Annotated in this window: 12 protein-coding genes and 2 pseudogenes; 8 read left to right on the top strand and 6 right to left on the bottom strand. The window is 62.0% G+C overall.

The window, feature by feature from the left end:
• Positions 1–2: 2 nt before the first annotated feature.
• Positions 3–755, bottom strand: coding sequence for a hypothetical protein (locus P8192_RS05315; protein ID WP_278159108.1), 753 nt, complete (start codon positions 753–755; stop codon positions 3–5).
• Positions 756–1,048: 293 nt separating this feature from the next.
• On the opposite strand from P8192_RS05315, the gene P8192_RS05310 reads away from it, so the two are divergent.
• Both P8192_RS05310 and P8192_RS05305 read left to right on the top strand, forming a co-directional pair.
• Entirely contained in the window at positions 1,049–1,330 is a 282-nt protein-coding gene (locus P8192_RS05310; protein WP_278159106.1) for a single-stranded DNA-binding protein, read from the top strand.
• 66 nt (positions 1,331–1,396) lie between these two features.
• Positions 1,397–2,631 (top strand): IS3 family transposase gene (locus P8192_RS05305; protein ID WP_431521094.1). Its coding sequence is split into 2 segments (ribosomal slippage): positions 1,397–1,679 and positions 1,679–2,631, totalling 1,236 coding nucleotides; the frame shifts between segments, so codons are not numbered across the junction.
• Between the two features lie 81 nt (positions 2,632–2,712).
• Here P8192_RS05305 and P8192_RS05300 read toward each other — a convergent pair.
• Positions 2,713–3,906, bottom strand: a complete 1,194-nt coding sequence (locus P8192_RS05300; protein ID WP_278159104.1) for an IS110 family transposase — start codon at positions 3,904–3,906, stop codon at positions 2,713–2,715.
• Positions 3,907–4,772: 866 nt separating this feature from the next.
• Here P8192_RS05300 and P8192_RS05295 point away from each other — a divergent pair.
• The 3 genes and pseudogenes from P8192_RS05295 to P8192_RS05285 form a co-directional block, all read left to right on the top strand.
• Positions 4,773–5,270 (top strand): hypothetical protein, encoded by a 498-nt coding sequence (locus P8192_RS05295; protein ID WP_278159102.1) that lies wholly within the window; start codon positions 4,773–4,775, stop codon positions 5,268–5,270.
• 65 nt (positions 5,271–5,335) lie between these two features.
• Positions 5,336–11,815: a DEAD/DEAH box helicase family protein gene (locus P8192_RS05290; RefSeq protein ID WP_278159100.1), complete on the top strand. Its 6,480-nt coding sequence runs from the start codon at positions 5,336–5,338 to the stop codon at positions 11,813–11,815.
• Positions 11,816–12,015: 200 nt separating this feature from the next.
• Positions 12,016–12,750, top strand: a pseudogene (locus P8192_RS05285) (type I restriction-modification system subunit M); the annotation flags it as partial.
• A gap of 104 nt (positions 12,751–12,854) precedes the next feature.
• On the opposite strand, the pseudogene P8192_RS05280 reads toward P8192_RS05285, so the two are convergent.
• A pseudogene (locus P8192_RS05280) lies at positions 12,855–13,883 on the bottom strand (serpin family protein).
• 413 nt (positions 13,884–14,296) lie between these two features.
• On the opposite strand from P8192_RS05280, the gene P8192_RS05275 reads away from it, so the two are divergent.
• On the top strand, positions 14,297–14,929 hold the full coding sequence (locus P8192_RS05275; protein ID WP_278159098.1) for a peptidase: 633 nt from the start codon (positions 14,297–14,299) through the stop codon (positions 14,927–14,929).
• 44 nt (positions 14,930–14,973) lie between these two features.
• On the opposite strand, the gene dnaG is transcribed toward P8192_RS05275, so the two are convergent.
• Positions 14,974–16,863 (bottom strand): DNA primase, encoded by a 1,890-nt coding sequence (dnaG, locus tag P8192_RS05270; RefSeq protein WP_278159096.1) that lies wholly within the window; start codon positions 16,861–16,863, stop codon positions 14,974–14,976.
• A gap of 90 nt (positions 16,864–16,953) precedes the next feature.
• On the opposite strand from dnaG, the gene P8192_RS05265 reads away from it, so the two are divergent.
• Positions 16,954–17,772, top strand: a complete 819-nt coding sequence (locus P8192_RS05265) for an NAD-dependent deacylase (protein WP_278159094.1) — start codon at positions 16,954–16,956, stop codon at positions 17,770–17,772.
• A gap of 117 nt (positions 17,773–17,889) precedes the next feature.
• Positions 17,890–19,335: an aldehyde dehydrogenase family protein gene (locus P8192_RS05260; RefSeq protein ID WP_278159093.1), complete on the top strand. Its 1,446-nt coding sequence runs from the start codon at positions 17,890–17,892 to the stop codon at positions 19,333–19,335.
• Positions 19,336–19,351: 16 nt separating this feature from the next.
• Here P8192_RS05260 and P8192_RS05255 read toward each other — a convergent pair whose 3' ends face one another.
• Positions 19,352–20,671 (bottom strand): deoxyguanosinetriphosphate triphosphohydrolase, encoded by a 1,320-nt coding sequence (locus P8192_RS05255; RefSeq protein ID WP_431521161.1) that lies wholly within the window; start codon positions 20,669–20,671, stop codon positions 19,352–19,354.
• Between the two features lie 40 nt (positions 20,672–20,711).
• Positions 20,712–22,001 (bottom strand): tRNA dihydrouridine synthase DusB, encoded by a 1,290-nt coding sequence (dusB, locus tag P8192_RS05250; RefSeq protein WP_278159089.1) that lies wholly within the window; start codon positions 21,999–22,001, stop codon positions 20,712–20,714.
• Between the last annotated feature and the right edge of the window lie 63 nt (positions 22,002–22,064).

The raw sequence follows: 22,064 nt of genomic DNA, 5'->3' as shown, positions 1-22,064 counted from the left end.
GTTTAATTCCTTGTTTGGGCGTCATCCTCGTCGGTCCGCAACCTAACCACCTCTGTGTGGATAGTGGACCTGGTTTCATAAAGCTCGTCGACGACGGAATCTCTATGCGCGAACATGGGATAATTCAGCGTGACATCTTGATCTGAGTCTTGTGAAGTCCAGGTGCACTCTAGGGCGCTTTGAATATCTTGGCCGGCACCGAGTTCGGGAATTAGAGCGTTGAGCTGGACGGAAATTGCCGAGACGACAAGATCTTCATCGGGCGCCAAAAACGACCACTGTTGCTCTCCGTCAAAACTGGAAGCTCCCTCGGGCAGAACGCCACTCTTCCTAGATTCGCCAATGAGAACCAGCTTGGTTAAGTTCCCGTCCACCGCGGTATGCCAATCATAGGGAGGCCTAGATTCGGCATGAGCAAACATTGCTCGGAACGCTCGAGCCGACTCCAAGACCCCATAGGCTTCATCCATAAATAAGCCTTTCGACTTCCACCATTTAAGAAATCTCGAAACGGAGTTGCTTGGCGAGTCTCCGAACGTGGAACGGTATCGCTTTACAACCGTGCTGAGAGCTGCAACCGCCGCGTAGTAGGTGTCAAAGAATTCGACCGTCGTCGCGTGTAGTGCTTTCTGTTGCTGCCGCGTCGGATGAGCTTCCGGGTAGTAGATGCTGACTGGCCCGAACGGGCCCCTTGCTATTTGCAAGGCGTCTCGTTTTTCCAGCAAGCGCAGAAGTGCCGTCTCCAGACCGGTCACCGCCATACTCTGGGACACACTGGATTCGAAATGCTCAAACTGGTGTGTCCACCATTTGACGTAGCTAGGGCCAATTCGAAAAGCGAAGTCCGGTAGGTCCTCTGGTGTCCCGTCGGTGATCATGTGTGCAACCGATCTTTCGAATCCAACGTTCTGAACAACATCCGCTTTGTGATCAGATCATACAAAAGAAATGTGTGTCGCCCTCATCGGACGAGCAAGTAATCCGAACTGGTGGTGTCCGACGTGGACAGAGCGTTCATGTAGACGTGACCAGTGAAGGTGTGAGAGTGATGGCGAATCTGGGCAAAGTGACGGTAACGGGGAATCTAACCGATGACCCCAAGCGAATCACCACGGCCGAGGGAAAAACGTTCCTTTCGTTCACAGTGGCCGAGAACAAGCGGATCCTGGACCGAGAGACGAATGAGTGGCGCGATGGTGAAACCACATATTGGGATACCACGGTCAACAGTCAGCAGCTCGGTGAGAATGTGGAATCCAGCCTGAGTAGGGGCAATCGGGTCGTGGTTCAGGGTTTGGCCAAGACCGAACCATACGTGACAAAGGACTGAGGCTACCCTCGAATAGTGGACACCCAAGTTAGCGGGATTCGCAGTCCTGCTGGAAGGATGTTCAATATGTCAGACCAGAAGCGACAGCGTCGCTCTTTCACCCCGGAATATCGGATCGAGGCGGCGAATCTCGTCATTGACACCGGCAGGTCTATCGCCGCGGTGGCAAAGGAAATCGGAGTCGGTGAACAGACCCTGGGCACCTGGGTCAAAGCCGAGAAAGACCGACGCCGCGCCGAGGGTGAACCCACGGGTGCGTTGAACGAGGACGAACGGGCTGAACTGGCACGGTTGAGGCGGGAGAACTTCGATCTGAAACAGGACAACGAGTTCCTGGGAAAAGCAGCCGCCTTCTTCGCGTCGAAGCCTCGAAACAAGAGAAATTCGAGCTGATGGACTCGGAGAAGGCCCACTATGCGATTCGCCGGATGGCCAGGCTCCTCGAGGTGACGAAATCTGGGTACTACGCATGGAAGAAACGTCGGCAGGCCGGGCCATCGAAACGCGCGAGAGCGCAACGGAATCTTGACGGGCAAGTCGCAGCGGTTCATGCGGAGTCTGATGGTGTCTATGGGGCACCACGGGTGGCAGCGCAACTGGCTCGACAAGGCGTGAGTGTGGACGAGAAGACGGTCGCGGCTTCGTTGCGCAGGCAGGGCCTTGAAGGCATCAGTCCACGTCGGTTTCGGCCGGTGACGACACTGCCGGGTGTGGCGACTCATCACATTCCGGACCTCGTGAAACGAGTCTGGGACCGAGGTGAGTTGGATGCTGTGTGGATCAGCGATATTACGTATCTGCGCACGTGGGAAGGGTTCGTGTATTTGTGCGTCATCCGCGATGGGTGCTCACGCCGAGTGCTCGGCTGGGCGATGGATGCCAGACAAGATTCTGACCTCGTGGAACGAGCGTTGAGGATGGCTCATACGCTACGAGAAATGGTTCCAGATGACGTCATTTTTCATGCCGACAAAGGAGCGCAGTACACGTCAGCGCAGTTGCATCAGGCCTCTGTGGAGCTGGGGCTCAAGCAGTCGGTAGGCCGGACTGGAGTGTGTTGGGATAATGCGATGTCGGAGTCGTTCTGGTCATCACTGAAGACTGAGTTCTTCGAACGCCGGGTCTGGCAGACTCGGGCTGAGGCGATGCGGGAAGTCGCTCGGTGGGTCGAGGTGGTATATAACCGGCGGCGGTTGCACTCGGCGTTGGGGATGGTCCCGCCGGTGGAGTTTGAGGAGAAGTTCCGGGCCGAGCACAGTGCCGGCCGGGTTCAGGAGGAAGTGTCTACGCAGGCTGCGTGACGTGGTTCACGTGTCCACGACTTGCGGGGAGCCCCAGGACGGCCGCGTCGGAGAGAACTATCGTGATGCTCCTATATGGTGTCAAAGCGTTTGTAGGAGGTACTTTCGGTACTGCTTTGTGAAGTGATCATCTCGGCTTTGGCCGCGTTCGATCCGGGAGATCTTCCCCGGCGAAGTATCGAAGTGATCAGCGACCTGTGTCAGGGTCAAATGTTGCTGATGCCGCAGTGGGCGAAGGTCGTCTGAGGGCGGGACTTGATCAGGGTCAAGAATCAATGTGTAGACCTCGTTAGCCACATATCTCTTCAGACATCGCATGATGTCCTTGGTTCCCTTTCCCTCAGCGGTGCGGCGTTCAACATAGCGACGAGTACGTTCATCGTTGCCCATCCTGACCATCACGATCCGGTGCAACGCCCAATTCGCTTGCCGATCCCCGCCTCGGTTGAGGCGGTGACGCTGTGTCTTACCGGAAGAAGCCGGGATCGGACTCACACCACACAATGCTGCGAAAGCAGCCTTGGACTTGACCCGTTCCGGATTAGCCCCGGCAGTGACAAGTAACTGGGCTGCGGTGATCGTACCGATCGCTCGAGCCTGAGTGAGCTCCGGAGCCACCCGAACCGTCAGCACCTCCAGCTCCTCGACCGCCTGGTCAATTTCCTCACCGAGGTATTCATAGCGCCGCGCCAATCGACGCAACACCCGCTTCAGCGTCTGATCTGATTGCGGACGACTAGCGGCCAGTACCTCGATGAGTTCCTCATCAGACAAGTACCGGTAAGCCTCTCGTACCCGGGCTGGTGCGGTGGTGAGGAAGTCCTTGATCTGGACCATGGCCGTACTACGGGCCTTGATAGCACTGCTACGGGCCCTGAGTGTGACCCTGATCCGCTCAACGTCTCCGTCCAACAGCTTCGGGATCGGCAGATCATCATCGGCGGCAACGGTCCGGGCCGCAGCATAAGCATCGATGGGATCGGACTTACCCTGACGGCGAGCAGCCCGGCTAGGACGAATAACTTCTCGCACCCTGATCCGCTCAGCCCGCAAATAAGCCGTCAGTCCAGCCCCATACGAAGCAGTGCCCTCCACACCGATACGTTGCACCGTCCCGAACTCACCCACGAAGACCAAGAGTTGTTGGTAACCGAGAACCGTGGTTGGGAATTCCGCGTCTCCGAGCCGACGTCCCAATCCATCAATCACAGCGACGTGGTGGGTCTCGGCATGGGTATCAACACCGGCATATACATCCAGTACAGAACTTGTCATGATGGAACTGCCTTTCTCGTTGTTCTGATCTCCGGGAAGGCTCCGGCCGGGCGGGCAGACAAGACATTGACGAGGCCGGGACCACCAGGCTCCTATGAGGTCATGTCCGTCCGGCTGGATCACCCCAGGGCGAGACCCCGGTATCCAGTGGGCAAATCACAAGCAGGAAACTCATGTTCAGTCCTTGTGCCGGGCCACACCAGAGGGCCTCACGCCCATCCTCCACGCCACGCACCGCGATGTCAGCCCGGTCGTCAGAATCCTGAACAGGCAGCGGGGCCGGTGGACACATCACGATCAAGACACAAACTGGTCAGTCCTAGTGAGAGTCACAGACGACCCCGCCCCGTTATCAGTATCAATGTCCGCGCCAGCGAGGTCGCTGCTTCCCTGCGCCATACGACGGTGAGTATTGACCCGGGTGTCGAGCGTGAGCAGTCCCCGCGAGTACAGGCGGCAGGGGCTGGTGTCGAGCAGGTCCAGCGTGCCGAGGCGGAGGTTCCCAGTGATGTGTCCGGGTGGGAGCCACGGTTGCAGTCAGGTTCAACCCAGGCACCGCCCGTCGAGGATTTCGGTAGGGGCGTGCAGGACGCGAACGCCCAGGCATGGGCCGTAGCCCAACAGTCGCGAATGTCCGCGCCACAGCATCAGGCCGGTGGGCCAGGGATCAGCTGATCCTCATCGACGTTCTCAGGGAAACCGCTTCAAAACAGCGGTCGAGGGTTGACTCACCCCCGACCGCTGTGGAGTTATGTCAAGACAGGAGTGTGTGATTGTGGCACGCCGAAAGAATGAAATTGCCGGACAGCTCAGCATCTTCGATGAGTTAGGCGGCGACGAACTCGGGTTAGGAGCGGCTGAGGACAATGAAGGAGTACAAGAATCTGAGGGACCCCATCCCGATCCAGGACAGTCAGGAATTTATGGGGCGCTGGATGCAGGAGTGGGACGAGGACCCGAACGTGTGGCAGAACCCGACGGAAACGACACCCTACGCGAGGACGATCGCGGAGTACTGGGACGAGAAGTTCCGGCAGACGCAGACCCGGACGGTCGTGGACCAGTACTTGGAGCTACCGGAACTCCAGGGGGCGACACCACGGTTTCGGGAGCTGTTGGAGTCAATCGTGATGTCGAGGTTTTCCCAGGTGGCTCGGGATCGGGTGTCCCCGATCGAGCTGGACGAGTTCGAGGCGTTGCCGCTGAGTCAGCAAGTACACCAGCTGGAGAAACTGGAGAACCTGGCGGCGATCGTCTTCGAGTGGATGCTCCAGCAGAATCAGACACCGATTCCGGGACGGGTCTCACTGCCGATGGTGAGCACGAAGGTGAAGAAGAAGTACGGGCAGGCTCCGAACCAGTAGCCCTGTCTGGGGACCCGGTTGATTGGGCGGGTGGTACATCTCGGCCCTCTGGGTTCCGTGCCCGGTTGAACGCCAACATCGCGGCGTTAGAAGTTCTGAAGCGGGTGCGGGATGAACAGCGATATGCCACGCCTTCGGAGCAGGCCACGCTGTCAGGGTGGTCATCGTGGGGTGCACTTCCGGAGGTCTTCGACCCGTTGGATGAACGAGTCACTGAGGAAGACCGCGACCATGTGCGCCGTCTTCTAGGTGAGCAGGGGTGGGCACAAGCCCGAGCCACCACCCTGAACGCGCACTACACGGACCCAGCGCACGCGCAAGCAATGTGGCGGGCATTGCAGCGAGCTGGATTCGAACAGGGGCAAGTGTTAGAGCCCGGCTCAGGGTCGGGCGAATTCATCGGGCAAGCACCTGCTGGAGCGCAGATGACTGGCGTCGAGCTGGATGAGACCACGGCCCGGATCAGTGCATTGTTGTACCCTTCGGCTGAGGTTCATGCCGCCGGGTTTGAGTCTGTTCAGCTTCCGGAATCAGGGTTTCATGCCACGGTCGGTAATGTCCCGTTCGGGAATTTCTCGGTGGCCGATAGGGCGTTCAACGCGCAGAACCACGCCATTCATAACTACTTCATCGTCAAGTCGCTGCGCATGACAGCCCCGGGCGGGTACGTGGCGGTGATGACGTCCGCGTGGACGATGGATTCCTCCCGTACGACGGCGCGTCGGGAAATGGCCCGGTACGGGGATCTGGTCGGGGCGGTCCGGTTGCCTTCGGGAGCGATGCGGGACTCGGCGGGCACGGATGTCACCGCGGATGTTCTGGTGTTCCGACGGCGTGAACCGGATGCGGAGATAGACCAGGACGCGATCACCGCGTGGGTGGAGCCTGGATCTGTGACCATCACCGACCGTGACGGTGAAGCGCATCAGGTCGGGTTCAGCCGCTACTTCTCAGAGCATCCAGAGAACGTACTGGGCGAGGTGCGCGCCGATACCGGCCCGTGGGGAATCACTTACGAGGTACGCTCTGAGGATCTAAGCGTGGTGGGAGACCAGCTCGAGGCCCGGTTGGCGGATGTGGTGGATCGTGCCGGGCAGAATGGCCTAGCCTACGCGCCGGTGGGTGCTGGCGTGGTGCACCAGCCGGGGTTGCGCTTCCCGTTGGAGGCGGAAGCCGACGTGGGACATGTGCGGTTCAATCCGGAGAGTAACGGGTTTGAACGCTATGGTGCCGGAATGCAATGGGAACCGGTGAAGGTTCCTCGCGCTCGAGCAGCGGAGTCTCAGGCATTGCTGCGCGTCCGTGATCTGGCGGTAGCCACGATGTCCGCGCAGTCTGATGGTCACGGCGCAGAGGCATCGCAACAGGCGAGAGACGATCTGCGTGAGGCGTGGCAGCGCTACGTTGATCAGTACGGGCCGATCAATCGGTCTGATGAGGTGTGGAAGACCCCTACGGCTGCTGCGCAGCGTGCGCGTGTCCGGGAGTCGGAAGAGGAGTGGCGGGCAAGCCTGCCAGAGGATGGGGACCTCGATCCGAGGGAGACACCGGTGCCTGAAGAGTTGGCTAGGCGATGGGAGCAGGAGGCGGCGCAGCGGGTGTTCCATTCCCGTCGTCAGCCGCACCTCGTGTTTTTGGCGGGCGACCCGAAACTAGGGCTACTGCGCGCTTGTGAATCTTTCGATGAGCAAGAACAGTCGGCGGAACCTGCCGCATTGTTGGTGCGTGATGTCATCGAGTACCGGCCCCGCCCGGAGACCGCGGACAGGGTGCAGGATGCTATCGCAATCAGCCTGGAGGAATCCCGGACGGTAAACCCTGACCGGGTGGCCGGGCTGCTGGGGGTTGACGAGGAGACCGCGCTTCAGCGGATGGCCGGGTACGTGTACCGGGACCCAGAGACCGACGTGTTAGTCCCTGCGCAGACCTATCTGGCCGGGGATGTGCGGGGGAAGCTGGACCAGGCGCGAGAGGAGGCGGCTCTCGATGATCAGTACCGGGCGAATGTGGTGGCGTTGGAAGCGGTAGTCCCCGATGAAGTGGATATTCGCGACGTCGTCGTCAATCCCGGGGTGCAGTGGGTTCCCCACGAGGTCTACACCGATTTTGTGAGGGACACGTTCGAGGTGGCCTGCGATGTGAAGTGGAATCGCGTGAACGAGCAGTGGGAGGTGGATTCCCCGAAGGGTGGGTTCAACGAACACGTGCGTTTCCAGTGGGGCACCTCGAAACGGACCCCGGCGAATCTGCTGGCGGCCGCGATGAACTACCGCGCCGTGGTGGTCCGGTACAAGGACAGTCACGGAGTCTCACACAAGGATGAGAAGGCGACGACTGCTGCCCGGGAGAAGGTCGAAGCCATTCGGAAGCGATTCAACGAGTGGGTCACCGAAGACCCGGCGCGTGCGGAAGTGCTTCAAGACCGATATAACCGGGCGTTCAACGCACACGTGGCCCCGAACTACGCCAGCGCAGGGGAAGGATTGAGCCTGCCCGGGCTGGCCGAGTCGCGGACACCGTATGCGTATCAGCGGTCCGCGGTGGCCAGGGTGGTGAACGAGCCTGCCGTGTTGCTGGATCATGTGGTCGGTGCCGGTAAGACTGGGACCATGGTGATGTCCGCGATGGAGCTGCGCCGGACGGGGATTGCTCATAAGCCGGCCATGGTGGTCCCGAATCATTTGGTGGAACAGATCAGCCGTGAGTTCGTTGAATGGTATCCCGGTGCGAACGTGCTAGCTGTACCGACTGGGTTAGAGAATCCGGAGCGTCAGGCGTGGATGGCTATGGCGGCGGCTGGGGACTGGGACGCTGTGATCTTGCCTCAAACAGTGTTTGAGCGTGTCCAGATTGACCCGGGCAAACAGGCTGAGTGGTTGCGAGAGCGGATTGATGAAATTGAGGCGATGGGTGCCTCGGCCGATGACGACCGGCTCTCGGTGAAGCGCATCGAAGCAGCGAAGAAGCGGTTGGAGACCCAGTACGCGAAAGCACAAAGGGTGTCCGACCCGGGGATCACGTTCGAACAGACAGGAATTGATTACCTGTTCGTCGATGAGGCTCATCATTTCAAGAACCTGGCTCGGACCTCGGATCTAGCGGAGCTATCCTGTGCGGGGTCGAGGCGGGCCATGGACCTGGACTTCAAGCTGCGTGCGTTGCGAGAACAGAAGATCCTGTCTGCCCAGCGTGCCGGGATGATGAGCTCCACCTATCAGCCCTCGGTGGCGACGTTCGCCACCGGGACACCGGTGTCGAACAATATGGCGGAAATGTGGGTGATGCAGCACTATCTGCGCCCGGATTTGTTGGCGGCGACGAGCACCGACACGGTGACGGCCTGGGGGCAGCAGTTCACCACGTCGGAGACCACGTTGAAGCCGAAGATCACTGGGGACGGGTTTGATCAGGTCACTCGGATCGGGCGCTACGTGAACGTGCCCGAGCTGATGCGGCTCAATGGTGCGTTCACGGACACCGTGTTGCGTGATCAACTCGAAGTGAGTCTGCCGAGTGTGGCAACCGGAGACCGAATTCTGTTGCGTCGGGAACCCTCGGAGCAGGTGCTGGACTATATCGGAGAGCTCTCCGAACGGATCGAGAACCTGTCCGGGCCACCTGAGAAGGGCGGGGACAACATGTTGGCCATCACCGGAGACGGGCGGAAGGTCGCCTTGGATCCTCGGTTGGTCGGATTAGACGCGGACGCTGACGGTGGTCGCGCCGCGAGTGTGGCAGAGCAGATCATCGACCTACACGAGCGCACCAAGCACACCCAGTACCTCACCGAGACCGGGGACCTCGCCCCCACCCCTGGTGGGTTACAGATCGTGTTCTGTGACCAGTCCACGCCCCGGGATGAGTGGAACCTGTACGACGCGATCCGGGACCAGCTCACCCAGCGCGGCATGGACCCTGAAACAATACGGTTCATCCACGACGCTGAGACAGATCAAGCACGCCAGGACCTGTTCTCAGCGTGTCGAGAGGGGCAGGTCTCGGTGCTTGTTGGCTCCACCGGGAAAATGGGCACGGGCACTAATATCCAGCAGCGCGCGGTGGGACTGCATCACGTGGATTGCCCGTGGCGCCCGGCAGATCTAGAGCAGCGTGAGGGCCGGATCATCCGGCAGGGCAACCAGAACGAGACCGTGGAAATCTACTCATACGCCACGGAGAACACTTTCGATGTGGCGTCCTGGGACATGATCGCCCGCAAGGCACGGTTCATTGGACAGATGAAGCGCGGAGCTCTAGCCGGACGCGAGATGGAGGACGCGGTCGCTGATCTGGAGTTCAGCGCCTCCCGTGCTGCCTCCGAGTTGTCTGGAGACCCGAGGATCGAGCAACTAGCGGAAATGCAGATGAGAATCGAGCAACTGGTGAGTCTGGAATCTTCCTGGCGCTCGGAACGATCCCAGACGCGCATGCAGCTCCGCACCGCAACGGCCCGGGTCGAGTATCTGGAAGGGTTCATCCCACAACTCGAACGGCTGGCTTCTCAGATCCGAGATACCAGCGGAGACGCGTTCCGGTTCCGCACTACCGAAGGTTGGGTGCTGACCAATCGGGAAGCAGCTGGTGACGTGGTGGCCAAAGCGTTGCGGGCCGAAGCTGTCCGGACAGATCAGCCCGACTTCCTCGACCCGACCGAACCCCGGGTCGTGGGAGAGGTGGGAGGGATCGAGTTAGGGACCGTCCGGCACGCGAACAACGTGTACCTGGTGGCCACCGCATTGCCCGCGGTTCGGCGGACGTGGCCAGTTCCGAAACTGGTGGCCGAGACCCCCTCCGGACGGGGAACCACACAATCGGTGGAGGCGTTCCTGAGCCGGATTGGTGAAGATGTGGCAGAACGCCATACAGAGCAAACGAAGCTGCAGGCGCAGATTCCTCGCACCCAGCAGGCGTTGGAGATGGGGTTTGACCACGCCGATGAGTTGGCTCGGCTTCGGACTGAGAGTGCGGAGCTGCAAGACGAGATGGGAATGAACGAGGACACCGAAACCGGAGCATCGGCTCGGGTGCTGACTGGCCAGGACATTCAGGACAAACTGTTCCTGCGTCACGGTGACGTGCGGGCCGGGGACGTGTGGGCCTATAAGAAGGGGTACTACCGGATCGGAGAGTTCACCACAGAAGACGGACAGAAACGTGTCCTCGGCTGGCCATCAGAAGAGGACAAGCCGGAACGGATCAATGACACGATGGTCAGTGAGTTGATGCTCTCTGCTGACGGAAAGCTGGTGACCAGAGAATTCGAGCAGCTCTCCGAGTTCGAACAGAACGTGATGGATCTGGACACGGGCCACCATCGGCACGAACAGCACCTCTGGGGAGTGGAGAAAGGCACCCGCTTGCGATTCGAAACCGAAGATCACCAGATCAAAGAAGGCGTGCTGGAAGCCAGCGTGATCGTTCTCGATGATGGCACCCGGATGACACAGCGGGACCATGGTCGGGCAGGGACCGGGTATATGGCGCTGAACGTGACTACACCGGAAGAACAACGCGCCGAGCAAGAGGAAGCTGCGCGACGTGAGCGAATGCGCAATCCGCGCCAGTTCTCCCCAGGAGAAGTGTTGGAAGAAGACATCGAGAACTTCGGGTCCGCGGGTGACCTTGTGATGACCGGCGGGGCGATGAGAACCGGACGAGTCGCTGTGTCCCCGGATACCGGGATTGCCCGAGAACAGGGTGGATTCCCGGGCACTGGCGAGTGGAAGACCCGGGCACCGATCATGCTCACCAGTGACGAGAAAAAGAGACTCTTTGGTGCAGAGCAGTTCACCGTGCCGGCCGGAGAATTGAGGGCCGGGGACGTGGTGGTCTCCACTGAAATTGACTCTCAAGCAAAGACGAAAGAGCCCGTCACTCTCACGGACACGGGATTCCCCTTGGGGATGGTCGATCTCGGATACCGGGGAGCCTCGGAATCAGGAAGTGGGAAGAAAAAGGCAACCACGAAGGTCACCGTGCTGGACCGGCCAAGAGCAGGGTGCACGATGGCGGAACTGATGGAACTGGCCGGTCACGACACCACGAAACAGACCACAGCACATGACGTGTTTCAGGCCGATGAGCCAGGACAGTACGTCGTGGTAGAGAGCATTGATGTGAGGGGAGAATCCGTTGCGGGGATTGTGTCCGGTGAGCTGGTTGGCACCACGACGCAAGCAGCCCGAGATTATTCTGGCAGGCAGATTCATCTTGACTTGTTGCAGATCAGGGACATGCAGGGCAACGAACACTCTGTGCTGGCCAGCCCGAGGAACACCGTGCTCGCTACCAATGAGCCCGTGCGATTCAGCCAATTTGAACTCAGTCCGAGCATTGGAGTGACCAGGGACCAAGAAGCACAGCGTTTCATCCCAGAGACCGCGACCGTTACCGGCGAAAACGGCCAACACACCAGAACAAACCCATCCCCCTCCCCCACCACCGAGGTAACAAAGGACAAGGACTGGGCAGTCGAAACGGCAATTCGCTACGGGATGGGGGCCGTGAACTCCATTCCAGAACAAGGTAGCCCAACACTAAGGTGAAGACCCAGGTTGCACACCAAAAACAATCGACCTCGTCCTCGGTCTCCAAGTGGCGTCCGGTGCGCACGAGTGGCGTCTCATGGTCGTCCGACGGCGCGTTACAGGCAGGGTTCACATGCATGTTAGTGCTCACCGGTAGGATCAGGGAACGCAGATAAGTACAGAAAGAGGCGCGTTTCTCGCGCGGAGGAGCGACACAGATGTCGAGACGTGCTGCGAAGCCGAGACCAGCCAAAACACTTGAACAGACGCTTTGGGAGGCAGCAGACAAGCTGCGCGGCAACCAGGAGCCCAGCGAGTACAAGCATGTCGTGCTGGGTCTGGTGTTCTTGAAGTACGTCTCAGATCGCTTTGAGGAGCGTCGCGAGCAGCTCAAGGAGGAGCTCGCTGCTGATGGCATCAAGGCCGAGCGGATCGACTCGTTCCTGGAGGAGCGCGACGAGTACACGAGCAAGAACATCTTCTGGGTCCCGGTGAAGGCTCGCTGGGGATCAGTCCAGGACTCGGCGAAGCATCCGCAGATCGGTGAGATCATCGACAACGCGATGGATGCCATCGAGAAGGAGAACCCGTCGCTTCGCGGCGTGCTGCCCCGTAACTATGGGCGTGATGGCCTCGATAAGCGGCGCCTCGGCGAGCTGGTCGATCTCATCGGGTCGATCGGCTTCACCGAGACCGACGACCACGGCGCCGATGACGTGCTCGGGCGCGTGTATGAGTACTTCCTGGGTCAGTTTGCGGGCAAAGAGACCGGCAAGGACGCGGGAGCGTTCTACACCCCGCGCTCCGTCGTCCGCACGCTCGTGGAGATGCTGGAGCCATACAAGGGACGCGTCTACGACCCCGCAGCTGGCTCGGGCGGCATGTTCGTGCAATCGGCCGAGTTCGTGAAGGCCCACGGCGGCAAGCGCACTGACATCTCCGTGTACGGGCAGGAGTTCACCGAAGGGTTACTGGTTCGAGTCCAGTCGGGGGAGCTCATCTCAATCCTCGTCCCGCATCGCGGGGCGAGGATTTTTCATTGTCGTGCCTGTCGATCTCAGGCAGTCGGGTCGTGCACGGTGGCCATGAACAGCGGCCATTCCGTATCGACATGCACCACACGCAAGGTGAACGGACGGTCCACGTGCATCGTCACCGGTGGCTCAGCCTGCACGGGTGCTGAGGTTTCCGCTACTTCGACTTCGGTGACTGCGGCGCCGACGGTCCCCTCTTCATCAACCTGCAGCAGCGCCTGATGCCCCACGGCATCGATCCAGAGGTCTGATTCCATGATCCCGTCCAGCAGATCGCCGTCCAGGGTGGACTCCAGCCCCTGCTCCTGAAGGAAGGGCAGCATGTCGGAGGCCCCATCCGGGGTTTCCAGATCCAGCACCGGCATCTGCAAGTCGACCTCGGTCAGCCGTTGGTTGTCGAACCCTTGCGAAACGACATGCCAGTCAGCGGCCGTGATGCTCTCCGGCGCCGATCCGGGTGCTGGCAGTACGATATCCATGGCGAACCCATCGGTGTAGGGCAGCCGGATCACTTGGCCTGATTCCGTCTCGTGGTAGCGCGCTTCCACCACTTGCGTCATCGAGTCGGTTTCGACGGTGCTACCGTCGAGACGATTGAAGTCCGTCGGCCTCGTGAGGTTCGGGTCGAAGGGGCTCTCCCACCGTGCCACCATCAGGATGGCGTTCTGGATCACCGCGAGGGTCTGGGCATCCGGCTCGATCGCGGACTCTTCGATCAGTCCCCCGGTATGGTGGTTCACCCACTCATCGAGTGATTCCTTTGCCGTAGCGGAGGTGAAGTCTGCTTCCCCGACACCGGCGTCATACCAACGGCTCAGCGTATTCAGGAACGGTTCTTTCACTCACCCGCCCTCACGGACCGTCACCTGGTTCGCCAGGTGCAGCAACGGCACCTCAGGCAGGTCGTCTTCCTGGATCGCGCTCGGGTCGCCGTCAAACTCTCGCACCGAGGCCTGCAGCGCGCTGAGTGCATGGGTGCGGTCCTCGCCGGAAGTGCCTAACCATTCGTCCAGTTCTTCGGAGGCGGCGCCGTTGGCGCCTTCGGCCAGCATGCTGAAGGCCATGACGATCGATGCCGGAGAGACCACCGCGTTCTCCGTCCCGTTGCTGAAGGATCCTTGGGCGTCGACGCCGATCCGCGTCGTGGCGGCCACGACGTCGTCCACGGAGCTGGCTTCTTGGAGCGAGGCTGGCGCATAGTCGGTGTCACCAACCAGATCAGCCTCGGGTTCTGCCGCGCCGCAAGCACTCAGCGCCAGGGCGCCAGCGACGGAGGGCGCTATCCATGACAGCGCTCCAGGGCGTACCGCACGAGAAGTCATGACCTCAGTGTGAAGAGCGCCCTTTGACGGGTCCATGGTCAGACCTGCTCTCAGCGGCTTCTCACACGGCCTCGTTACGCTGATGCCATGAGCCGCCGGTGTAGCCCCATCGGCACCCGTCGATCACTGAGGAGTGATGAGTGATGAACACCGAGAACACCACCACGATCCGCCGTATCGCCACCACCACCGGCGCGGCCTTGGCCGCCATCGCGTTGCTGGCCGCCTGCACCACCGAAGAAGGTTCCGGCGACACCGTCTCCCAGCCTCCGATCGACACTCCCTCGGCTTCGGCCACGGATGCCGGTGCCGAGGAGACCACCGAGTCCACCGAGACCGCAGACGAGGCCGCGGACACCGCATCGGACGACGCCGGTGACGACGCTGGCGCCCAGGGCGACGACCCGGTCTTCGCTGTGATCGACGCGGTGCTCGCCGAGTACGCCGACGGTTTCATCGTCGATATCGACCGTGAAGACCGCGGCGACCGATACGACGTCGACGTCGTGGTCGGCAACGAGGTCATCGAGCTGGAGGTCACCGTCGACGGCGAAATCCGCGAGGATGACCGAGAAGGCGACGATGACGATGTCCGCGAGGCTCAGCAGGCCACCGTCACCGCGGCGGAAGCCATTCAGGAAGCACTGAACCAGCAGGAAGGCTCCGTCTTCGACGAAGCCCAGCTGGACGATGACGACGACCGCCTGGTCTGGGACATCGACCTGGACGACGAGGACGGCCGCGATCTGGCCGAGCTCACGATCCCCGCGAACTGATCCTGACGTCGACAACAGACATCGACGCCCGACGCGCCCTGTGCTCAGCGACCTGAGCGGAGGGCGCGTCGTCGTTGTTCGAGCTCCATGAGCTCCTCATTGATCCGGGTGAAGGTCTCCGCATCCGCGTCCGGCCCCAGCCGCTGCAGCTGCCCCATCAGATCCGCCTTGCGATGCGTGATCTGCAGCTCGAAGAGGCGGTTCATGATGTCGCGGCAATAGCGCGCCAGATCTTCTTCGGTGCGGGCCGGCAGCGACGTCACGGCCAGCTCGGCTACCAGCGACGCCAGCGGCTGCGGCACCTCGTCGACCACCTTGTCTACCCAGTTGGTCGGGGTCGCCCCGGCGGATCCCGCTGCCATCACACCGGAATGAATGGCGGCGAAAGCCGGCACCTTGAACTGCGAGGTGTAGAACGCCTGCCACTGTTCGGCCGAGAGCTGGGTGGGCTGCTGCAGCACCACTTCCAGGGCTTCCTTCTCCATGCGCGACACTGGGTCATTCAGATCGGGCCGGAAGGAAGACCGCTGCGACTGCTCCGCGCCTTCCGCACTTTGTTGATCCTGTTGAGATCCTCGCCCCTGCTGTTGGTGCCCCGGGGTGTTCCCGGAGCGTTGCGAGGCCTGCACGGCTCGCGTGACGATGCCGGGATCCATGCCCAGCCACCCGGCCAGCTCGCGGGTGTAGCCAGCACGGATCACCGAGTCACGAATATCGGCCACGATCGGGGCGGCATAGCGCAACCCCTGGGTGCGGCCCTCCACCGTGTTCAGGTTGTGGTTCTTCAGCCCCGCACGAATCGCGAACTCGAACAGGGGTCGACGCGATTCAATAAGATCCCGGACTGCCTGGTCCCCCTTTTCGAGGCGCACGTCGCAGGGGTCCTTACCGGAGGGTTCCACCGCGACATAGGTGCGAGCCAGGAACCGGTGGTCCTCCTCAAAGGCACGCAATGCTGCCTTTTGACCGGCGGCGTCGCCGTCGAAGGTAAAGATGACTTCTCCCCCGCTACCGTCGTCGGAGATCAGACGGCGCACAATCTTGATGTGCTCCGCACCAAAAGCGGTGCCGCACGTGGCCACCGCGGTGGTGATCCCGGACAAGTGGGCCGCCATCACGTCGGTGTAGCCCTCCACGACGACGAGCTGCCGGGACTTGGCCACATCGCGTTTCGCGAGATCCAGCCCGTAGAGTACCTGGGACTTCTTGTAGAGCGCCGTTTCCGGAGTGTTGAGGTACTTGGGGCCTTGGTCATCGTCGTGCAGGCGCCGGGCACCGAAGCCGATGGTGGAGCCGGTCATATCTCGAATCGGCCAGGTGAGTCGGCCACGGAAGCGGTCATAAAGCCCGCGGTTACCTTCGGAGAACAACCCCGTGGCGCGCAGTTCGTCGTCGTTGAACCCCTTGCGGCGCAGGTAATTCAGCAGCTTGTCCCATCCCTGCGGAGCGTATCCCACGCCGAAGTGGCTGGCATCCTCTCGAGTGAAACCGCGGTCCTTGAGGAAGGTCCGCCCAATCTCGGCGTCGGGCGCGCCCAGGTTGGTGTGGAAGAACTCATCGGCCAGCTTATTTGCTTCCAACAGTCGCTGACGCTGGCCCACCTGATGCTTGTCCGGCCCGGTACCGCCGTCTTCGTAACGCAGCTCGATACCGGCTTTCGCCGCCAATCGTTCCACGGTCTCGGTGAAGCTGGTGTGCTCGAGATTCATCAGGAAGCTGATGACGTCACCGGATTCGTCGCAGCCGAAGCAGTGATAGGTGCCGACCGAGGGGCGGATGTGGAAGGAGGGCGTGCGCTCGTCGTGAAAGGGGCAGAGCCCTTTGAAGGAGCCGACGCCGGCGCTGCGCAGGGTGACGTACTCCTCGACGATCTCCTTGAGATCGGTGCTCTCGCGCACCTTGTCGATGTCCTCCCGCTTGATCAGTCCCGCCATGGCCTCCAGTCTAGATCCAACAGGCGCGACGACGTGCCGCGACCGTGTCAGCCTGTGGAGGAAAACATCGCGCTGTGCCACCGTGGTGTCATGACCGTTGCATCGGGGTTACTCCATACCGCACGTAAACTCACCGAGGACGCCACGCGTGTGGTGGTGTTGTCGGGCGCCGGGATGAGCGCCGAGTCGGGGGTTCCGACGTTCCGTGACGCTCAGACGGGACTGTGGGAGCGGTACTCCCCCGAACAGCTGGCCACCGAGGAGGCGTTTCGGGCAGAGCCGGATCTGGTGTGGTCTTGGTACCTGTGGCGGGCCCGGATGGTGAGAGCCTGCGAGCCGAATGCAGGGCATCGGGCGCTCGGCGTCGCACAGCACCGATGCGCGGAGCGGGGCGGCTCACTGCAGGTCGTGACCCAGAACGTGGACGATCTCCACGAGCGCGGCGGGGCCGAGGTGCTGGCCCATCTACACGGCTCGCTGTTCGAATATCGGTGCGCCGATTGCGATGCGCCCGCGGAGTTCGACCCGGGTACCGCAGAGGCCGGACACATGGGGACAGAAGAGGATCTGGAAAAGATGCTGCGGACTCCTCCACCGATCTGTAGTCAATGTGCTCACGGAACCTTGCGTCCCGGAATCGTGTGGTTCGGAGAGATGTTGCCGATGGACGCTTTCAGTTCCGCACAGACGGCGGTGGAACAGTGCGATCTGGCCCTCGTAGTGGGCACGTCGGGACTCGTTCAGCCCGCTGCGTCACTGCCCTATCGGGCGCTGGGATCCGGAGCCGCCGTCGTCGAGATCAACCCGGAAGCCACCCCACTCAGTGATGACGCAACGGTGACGCTTCGGGGTACAGCAGCCGAGTTGTTGCCCGAGTTGCTCCTGGATTCCAGCGGCGCTTTGTCGTGAATACTGCACAGCACCCTTGACGCCTGCCCTCGGGTTTGATTCACTCAAGACTAAGTGAGTTATCTCACATTTGAATAGTATTCGCTGTTCATTCCCGTCGCTCCGAAAGGGGACACCATGTCTGCGATCTCAACCCCGCTGTTCTACGGCGGTCAGGAACACACCACAGAAAAAACACTGGATGTCAGAAACCCCGCCCGTCCCTCGGAGACCGTGGGTACCGCTGCGGCTGCCTCGCGAGAGCAGGCGTTGGCAGCAGTGGCAGCAGCCAAGGCAGCGTTCCCGGCCTGGGCAGCAACGTCGGCCCAAGACCGCGCGCAAGCTCTGCAGGCCGCTGCCGGCACCATCATGGAAAACGCGGAGGAAGACGCCAGGATCTTGTCGTCCGAGAACGGCAAGGTCGTCGGCGAATCCACCTTCGATCTCATGGGACTGCAACAGCGCACAGAGCTGGCCTGTGGGCTGGTCGATGACGTGGATGCCGTCGAGATCCTGCCCGGGCCTCCCACCGAGGTGCGGGTGAGCCACCAGCCGATGGGCGTCGTCACGATCATCGTGCCGTTCAACTGGCCGCTAGCGATCCTCGGTGCCTCCCTGCCTTACGCACTGATGGCCGGTAACTCCGTCGTCGTGAAGCCGCCACCCTCCACCCCACTAGCGATGACCCGGGTGCTGCAGCGCTACGCCCAAAAGCTGCCCGACGGTGTGCTGAACATTGTGACCGGTGAGGACGCCGAGATCGGTGAGGCACTGGTGTCCAACCCCGACGTGGCCAAGGTGTGCTTCACCGGATCCATCCGTGGCGGTAAGCGCATCATGACCATGGCCGCGGAGACCCTGACCAATGTGACTCTCGAACTCGGTGGCAACGACGCGGTGCTCATTCTCGATGACGCCGAGTTCACCGAGCAGGGCATGGACCTGCTGTTCATGGGGATTTTCGGCACCACGGGCCAGGTCTGCATGAATGCCAAGCGCATCTACGTGCACTCCTCGAAGAAGGACGAGCTGATCGCGGAGCTCACCCGTCGGCTGGAGCAGGTCAAGATCGGTCCGGCGACCGATCCGGACACCACTATGGGCCCCTTCCACCAGAAGGCTCAGCTGGAATTCGTCACCGAACTCGTCGAAGAGGCACGTGCTGCCGGCGCCGAGGTGCGGGAATTCGGCGAGCTGCCGGGCGGCGAATGGTCGGAGGGGTACTTCATGCGCCCCTCGCTGATTCTCGACCCGGACCCGCAGCTGCGGGTGGTGACGGAGGAACAGTTCGGCCCGACGATTCCGATCATCACTTTCGACGATGTCGAAGAGGGCATCGCCATGGTCAACGACAGCCCGTACGGCCTCTGCAACAGCGTGTGGACCGCCAACGAGGATCGGGCGGTGGAGGTCGGCAGCCGACTCCAGTCCGGCTACGTCTTCCACAATACGCACGGCCCCGCACTGTTGGATCAGCGCGCGCCCTTCGGCGGTGTCAAGCAGTCCGGGATCGGTCGCGAGATGGGCGTCATCGGTCTCCGTGAGTTCCAGGAGCCGCACGCACTGGGACTGCTCAAGAGCTGAGCCGTAGACGTCTCGTCTAGACTGCGCCGCCCGGATACCGCTTACCCTGCACGAGGGTGGTGTGCCATTCCAGGGCGGCGTAGTCGGTCAGCGATGCCACCTGATCAATCACGGCGCGCATACGTCCGGCGTCGTCAGCTGCGTGCTTCCAATCGGAGGCATACATCGGCTCCAGATATTCCCCCTCGGTGTGGGCTAAGAATTCGACGAGCCCGGTGAGCAGCTCGCGCTGGCGTTCATAGAGCGGGCGGCGGTCTTCGGAAGACATGACATAGGCGGCCGCGATGCCCTTCATAGTGGCAATCTCGATAGCGGTCTGCGGCGGGACGACCACGTTGGCGTTGTGCCGGGTGAGCGGATCGTTGCCGTAGACCTCGCGGGTGGCATCAAAAGCGGCGGTGCAGAAGCGACCGATGAGCTGGGACGTCATGTCCTTCAGCGCGGCGCGTGCGGCACGGGAGCCATCGGCGTCGGTCACCCAGACCCGAGTGGATTCCAGACGGGTGAGGGCGGCTTCGATCTCGGCCGGGTCGGTGTCGGGCAGGTACCAGGTGCGGGTGGTCTCGATGGCGCGCGCCCGGTGCTCGGTGCCGGTGAGCCACTGCAACTGGAAGTGTCCGGAGACGATGCCGTCCTCGACGTCGTGCACGGAGTAAGAAATGTCATCGGCCAGGTCCATGACCTGGGCTTCCATGGACTGGCGGTGGGCGGAGACGCCGTGGCGGAACCAGTCGAACACTTCGGCGTCGTCGGCGTAGACCCCAAATTTCTTGGAACGGGTGCCATCGGCCTTCAGCGGAGCGTCTTCGCGCAGCCAGGGGTACTTGCACGCGGCGTCGAGGGAGGCGCGCGTCAGGTTGAGCCCGGCCGAGGAGCCGTCATCGAAGGTTTTCTTGGTCTCCAGTCGGGCCAGTAGCCGTAGCGTCTGGGCGTTGCCCTCGAATCCGCCCATCGTCTCGGCAATCGCATCAAGTGCTTTCTCGCCGTTGTGACCGAAGGGCGGGTGCCCAAGATCATGGGAGAGGCACGCTGTGTCGACGACGTCGGGGTCGCAGCCCAGGGACCGACCCAGCTCGCGGCCCACCTGGGCGACCTCGAGCGAGTGAGTGAGCCGGGTCCGGGTGAAGTCGTCGTCGCCGGGTGAAACCACCTGGGTTTTGGCGCCGAGTCGGCGCAGCGCCGAGGAGTGCAGCACCCGGGCCCGGTCACGTTCAAAGTCGGACCGGTACGAGGACTTGGGTGGCTCGGGGAGCCAGCGGGCACGGTCCCAGGCGCCGTAACCGGGGGTGTCGGCGGGGCGTCCGGCGTAGGGAGGGCGTCCCTCGGGGCCGAACAGGGTCTGCTGCACCGCGGCTGGCTGCCGCTGCCCAGAGCGCTCAGCCACCGGAGACGTCCAGTTCGGCTGCCTTGATGAGTTCGCGCTGGCGCTCGTTGAGCTCCTGGGAGTCCAGCCAGCCCTGCGGCAGGTGCGGGCGTTTGGGAGAACCGGCTCGACCGCGGGGTCCTTCGACGTCGGCGCCCGGGTAGGGGGTTTCGCGGTCGAGTTGGCTGAGCAGGTCCTCGAGCATGGCCAGGTCCATCACTTGGGCCAGTGAGGCGCGCAGTTCGCCGCCGACCGGGTAGCCCTTGAAGTACCAGGCCACGTGCTTGCGGATATCGCGCAGTGCTTTGGCTTCATCGCCGCCAAAGGTGTCGACCAACAGCTCGGCATGGCGGTAGAAGGAATCGGCCACGTCGCCGAGGCTGGGACGGTAGCGCTCCGTGGAGCCGGTGAAGGCATTCTGCAGGTCGCCAAACAGCCAGGGGCGGCCCTGGCAGCCACGGCCGATGACTACGCCGTTGACCCCGGTGTGCTCCACCATGGCGATCGCGTGCTCGGCGGACCAGATGTCGCCATTGCCCAGCACGGGCACCTCGGCGGGGAGGCTTTCGCGCAGCCGGGCGATGGAGTCCCAGTTGGCCTGGCCGGAGTAGTGCTGCTGCATGGTGCGACCGTGCAGGGCGACGGCGGCGACCCCAAGATCGACGGCGCGCCGTCCGGCCTCGAGGTAAGTGAGGTGGTCCTCGTCGATGCCGCGGCGCATTTTCACGGTGACCGGAATGTTCTTCTTCGAGGCTTCGCGCACGGTGGCGGCGACGATGGACGCGAAGAGATCAATTTTCCAAGGCAGGGCGGAGCCGCCGCCGTTCTTGGTGACCTTCGGGACCGGGCATCCGAAGTTCAGATCGATGTGGTCGGCGTGGTCTTCTTCAACCAGCATCCGCACCGCGTCACGGGTGGTCACCGGGTCCACCGAGTAAACCTGCACTGAACGCGGGGTCTCGTCCGGGTCGTGGTGAATGATGCGCATCGATTCCGGGTTGCGCTCCACCAGCGCGCGAGCGGTGACCATCTCGGAGACGTAGAGGCCTCCCCCGTATTCGCGGCACAGGCGGCGGAAAGCGGTGTTGGTGATGCCGGCCATCGGAGCCAGCACCACGGGTACATCAATGGTGAGCGGGCCGAGCTGCAGTGGGGGCAGTGAGATGGTGGACGAGCGGGCCGGCGGATGCGGGGAGCCCTCATCAGAGGGTGCACCGATCACCCGGTTACGGGCGTGCCGGACACCGGGTGCGGGAGTCTGGGATGGCGCAGCGGGCGCCGGGTTCTGGGAAAGAGCAGTCATACTACCTTTGATTATCCCAGAAACCCGGCGCGTCTCCTACCTGCGTGGTTCTGCTTGTGGACC

The sequence above is a fragment of the Citricoccus muralis genome, from assembly GCF_029637705.1.
GTDB lineage: Bacteria > Actinomycetota > Actinomycetes > Actinomycetales > Micrococcaceae > CmP2.
The sequence above is the reverse complement of the archived record's forward strand: the minus strand, read 5'-3'. Positions and strand labels throughout refer to the sequence as shown.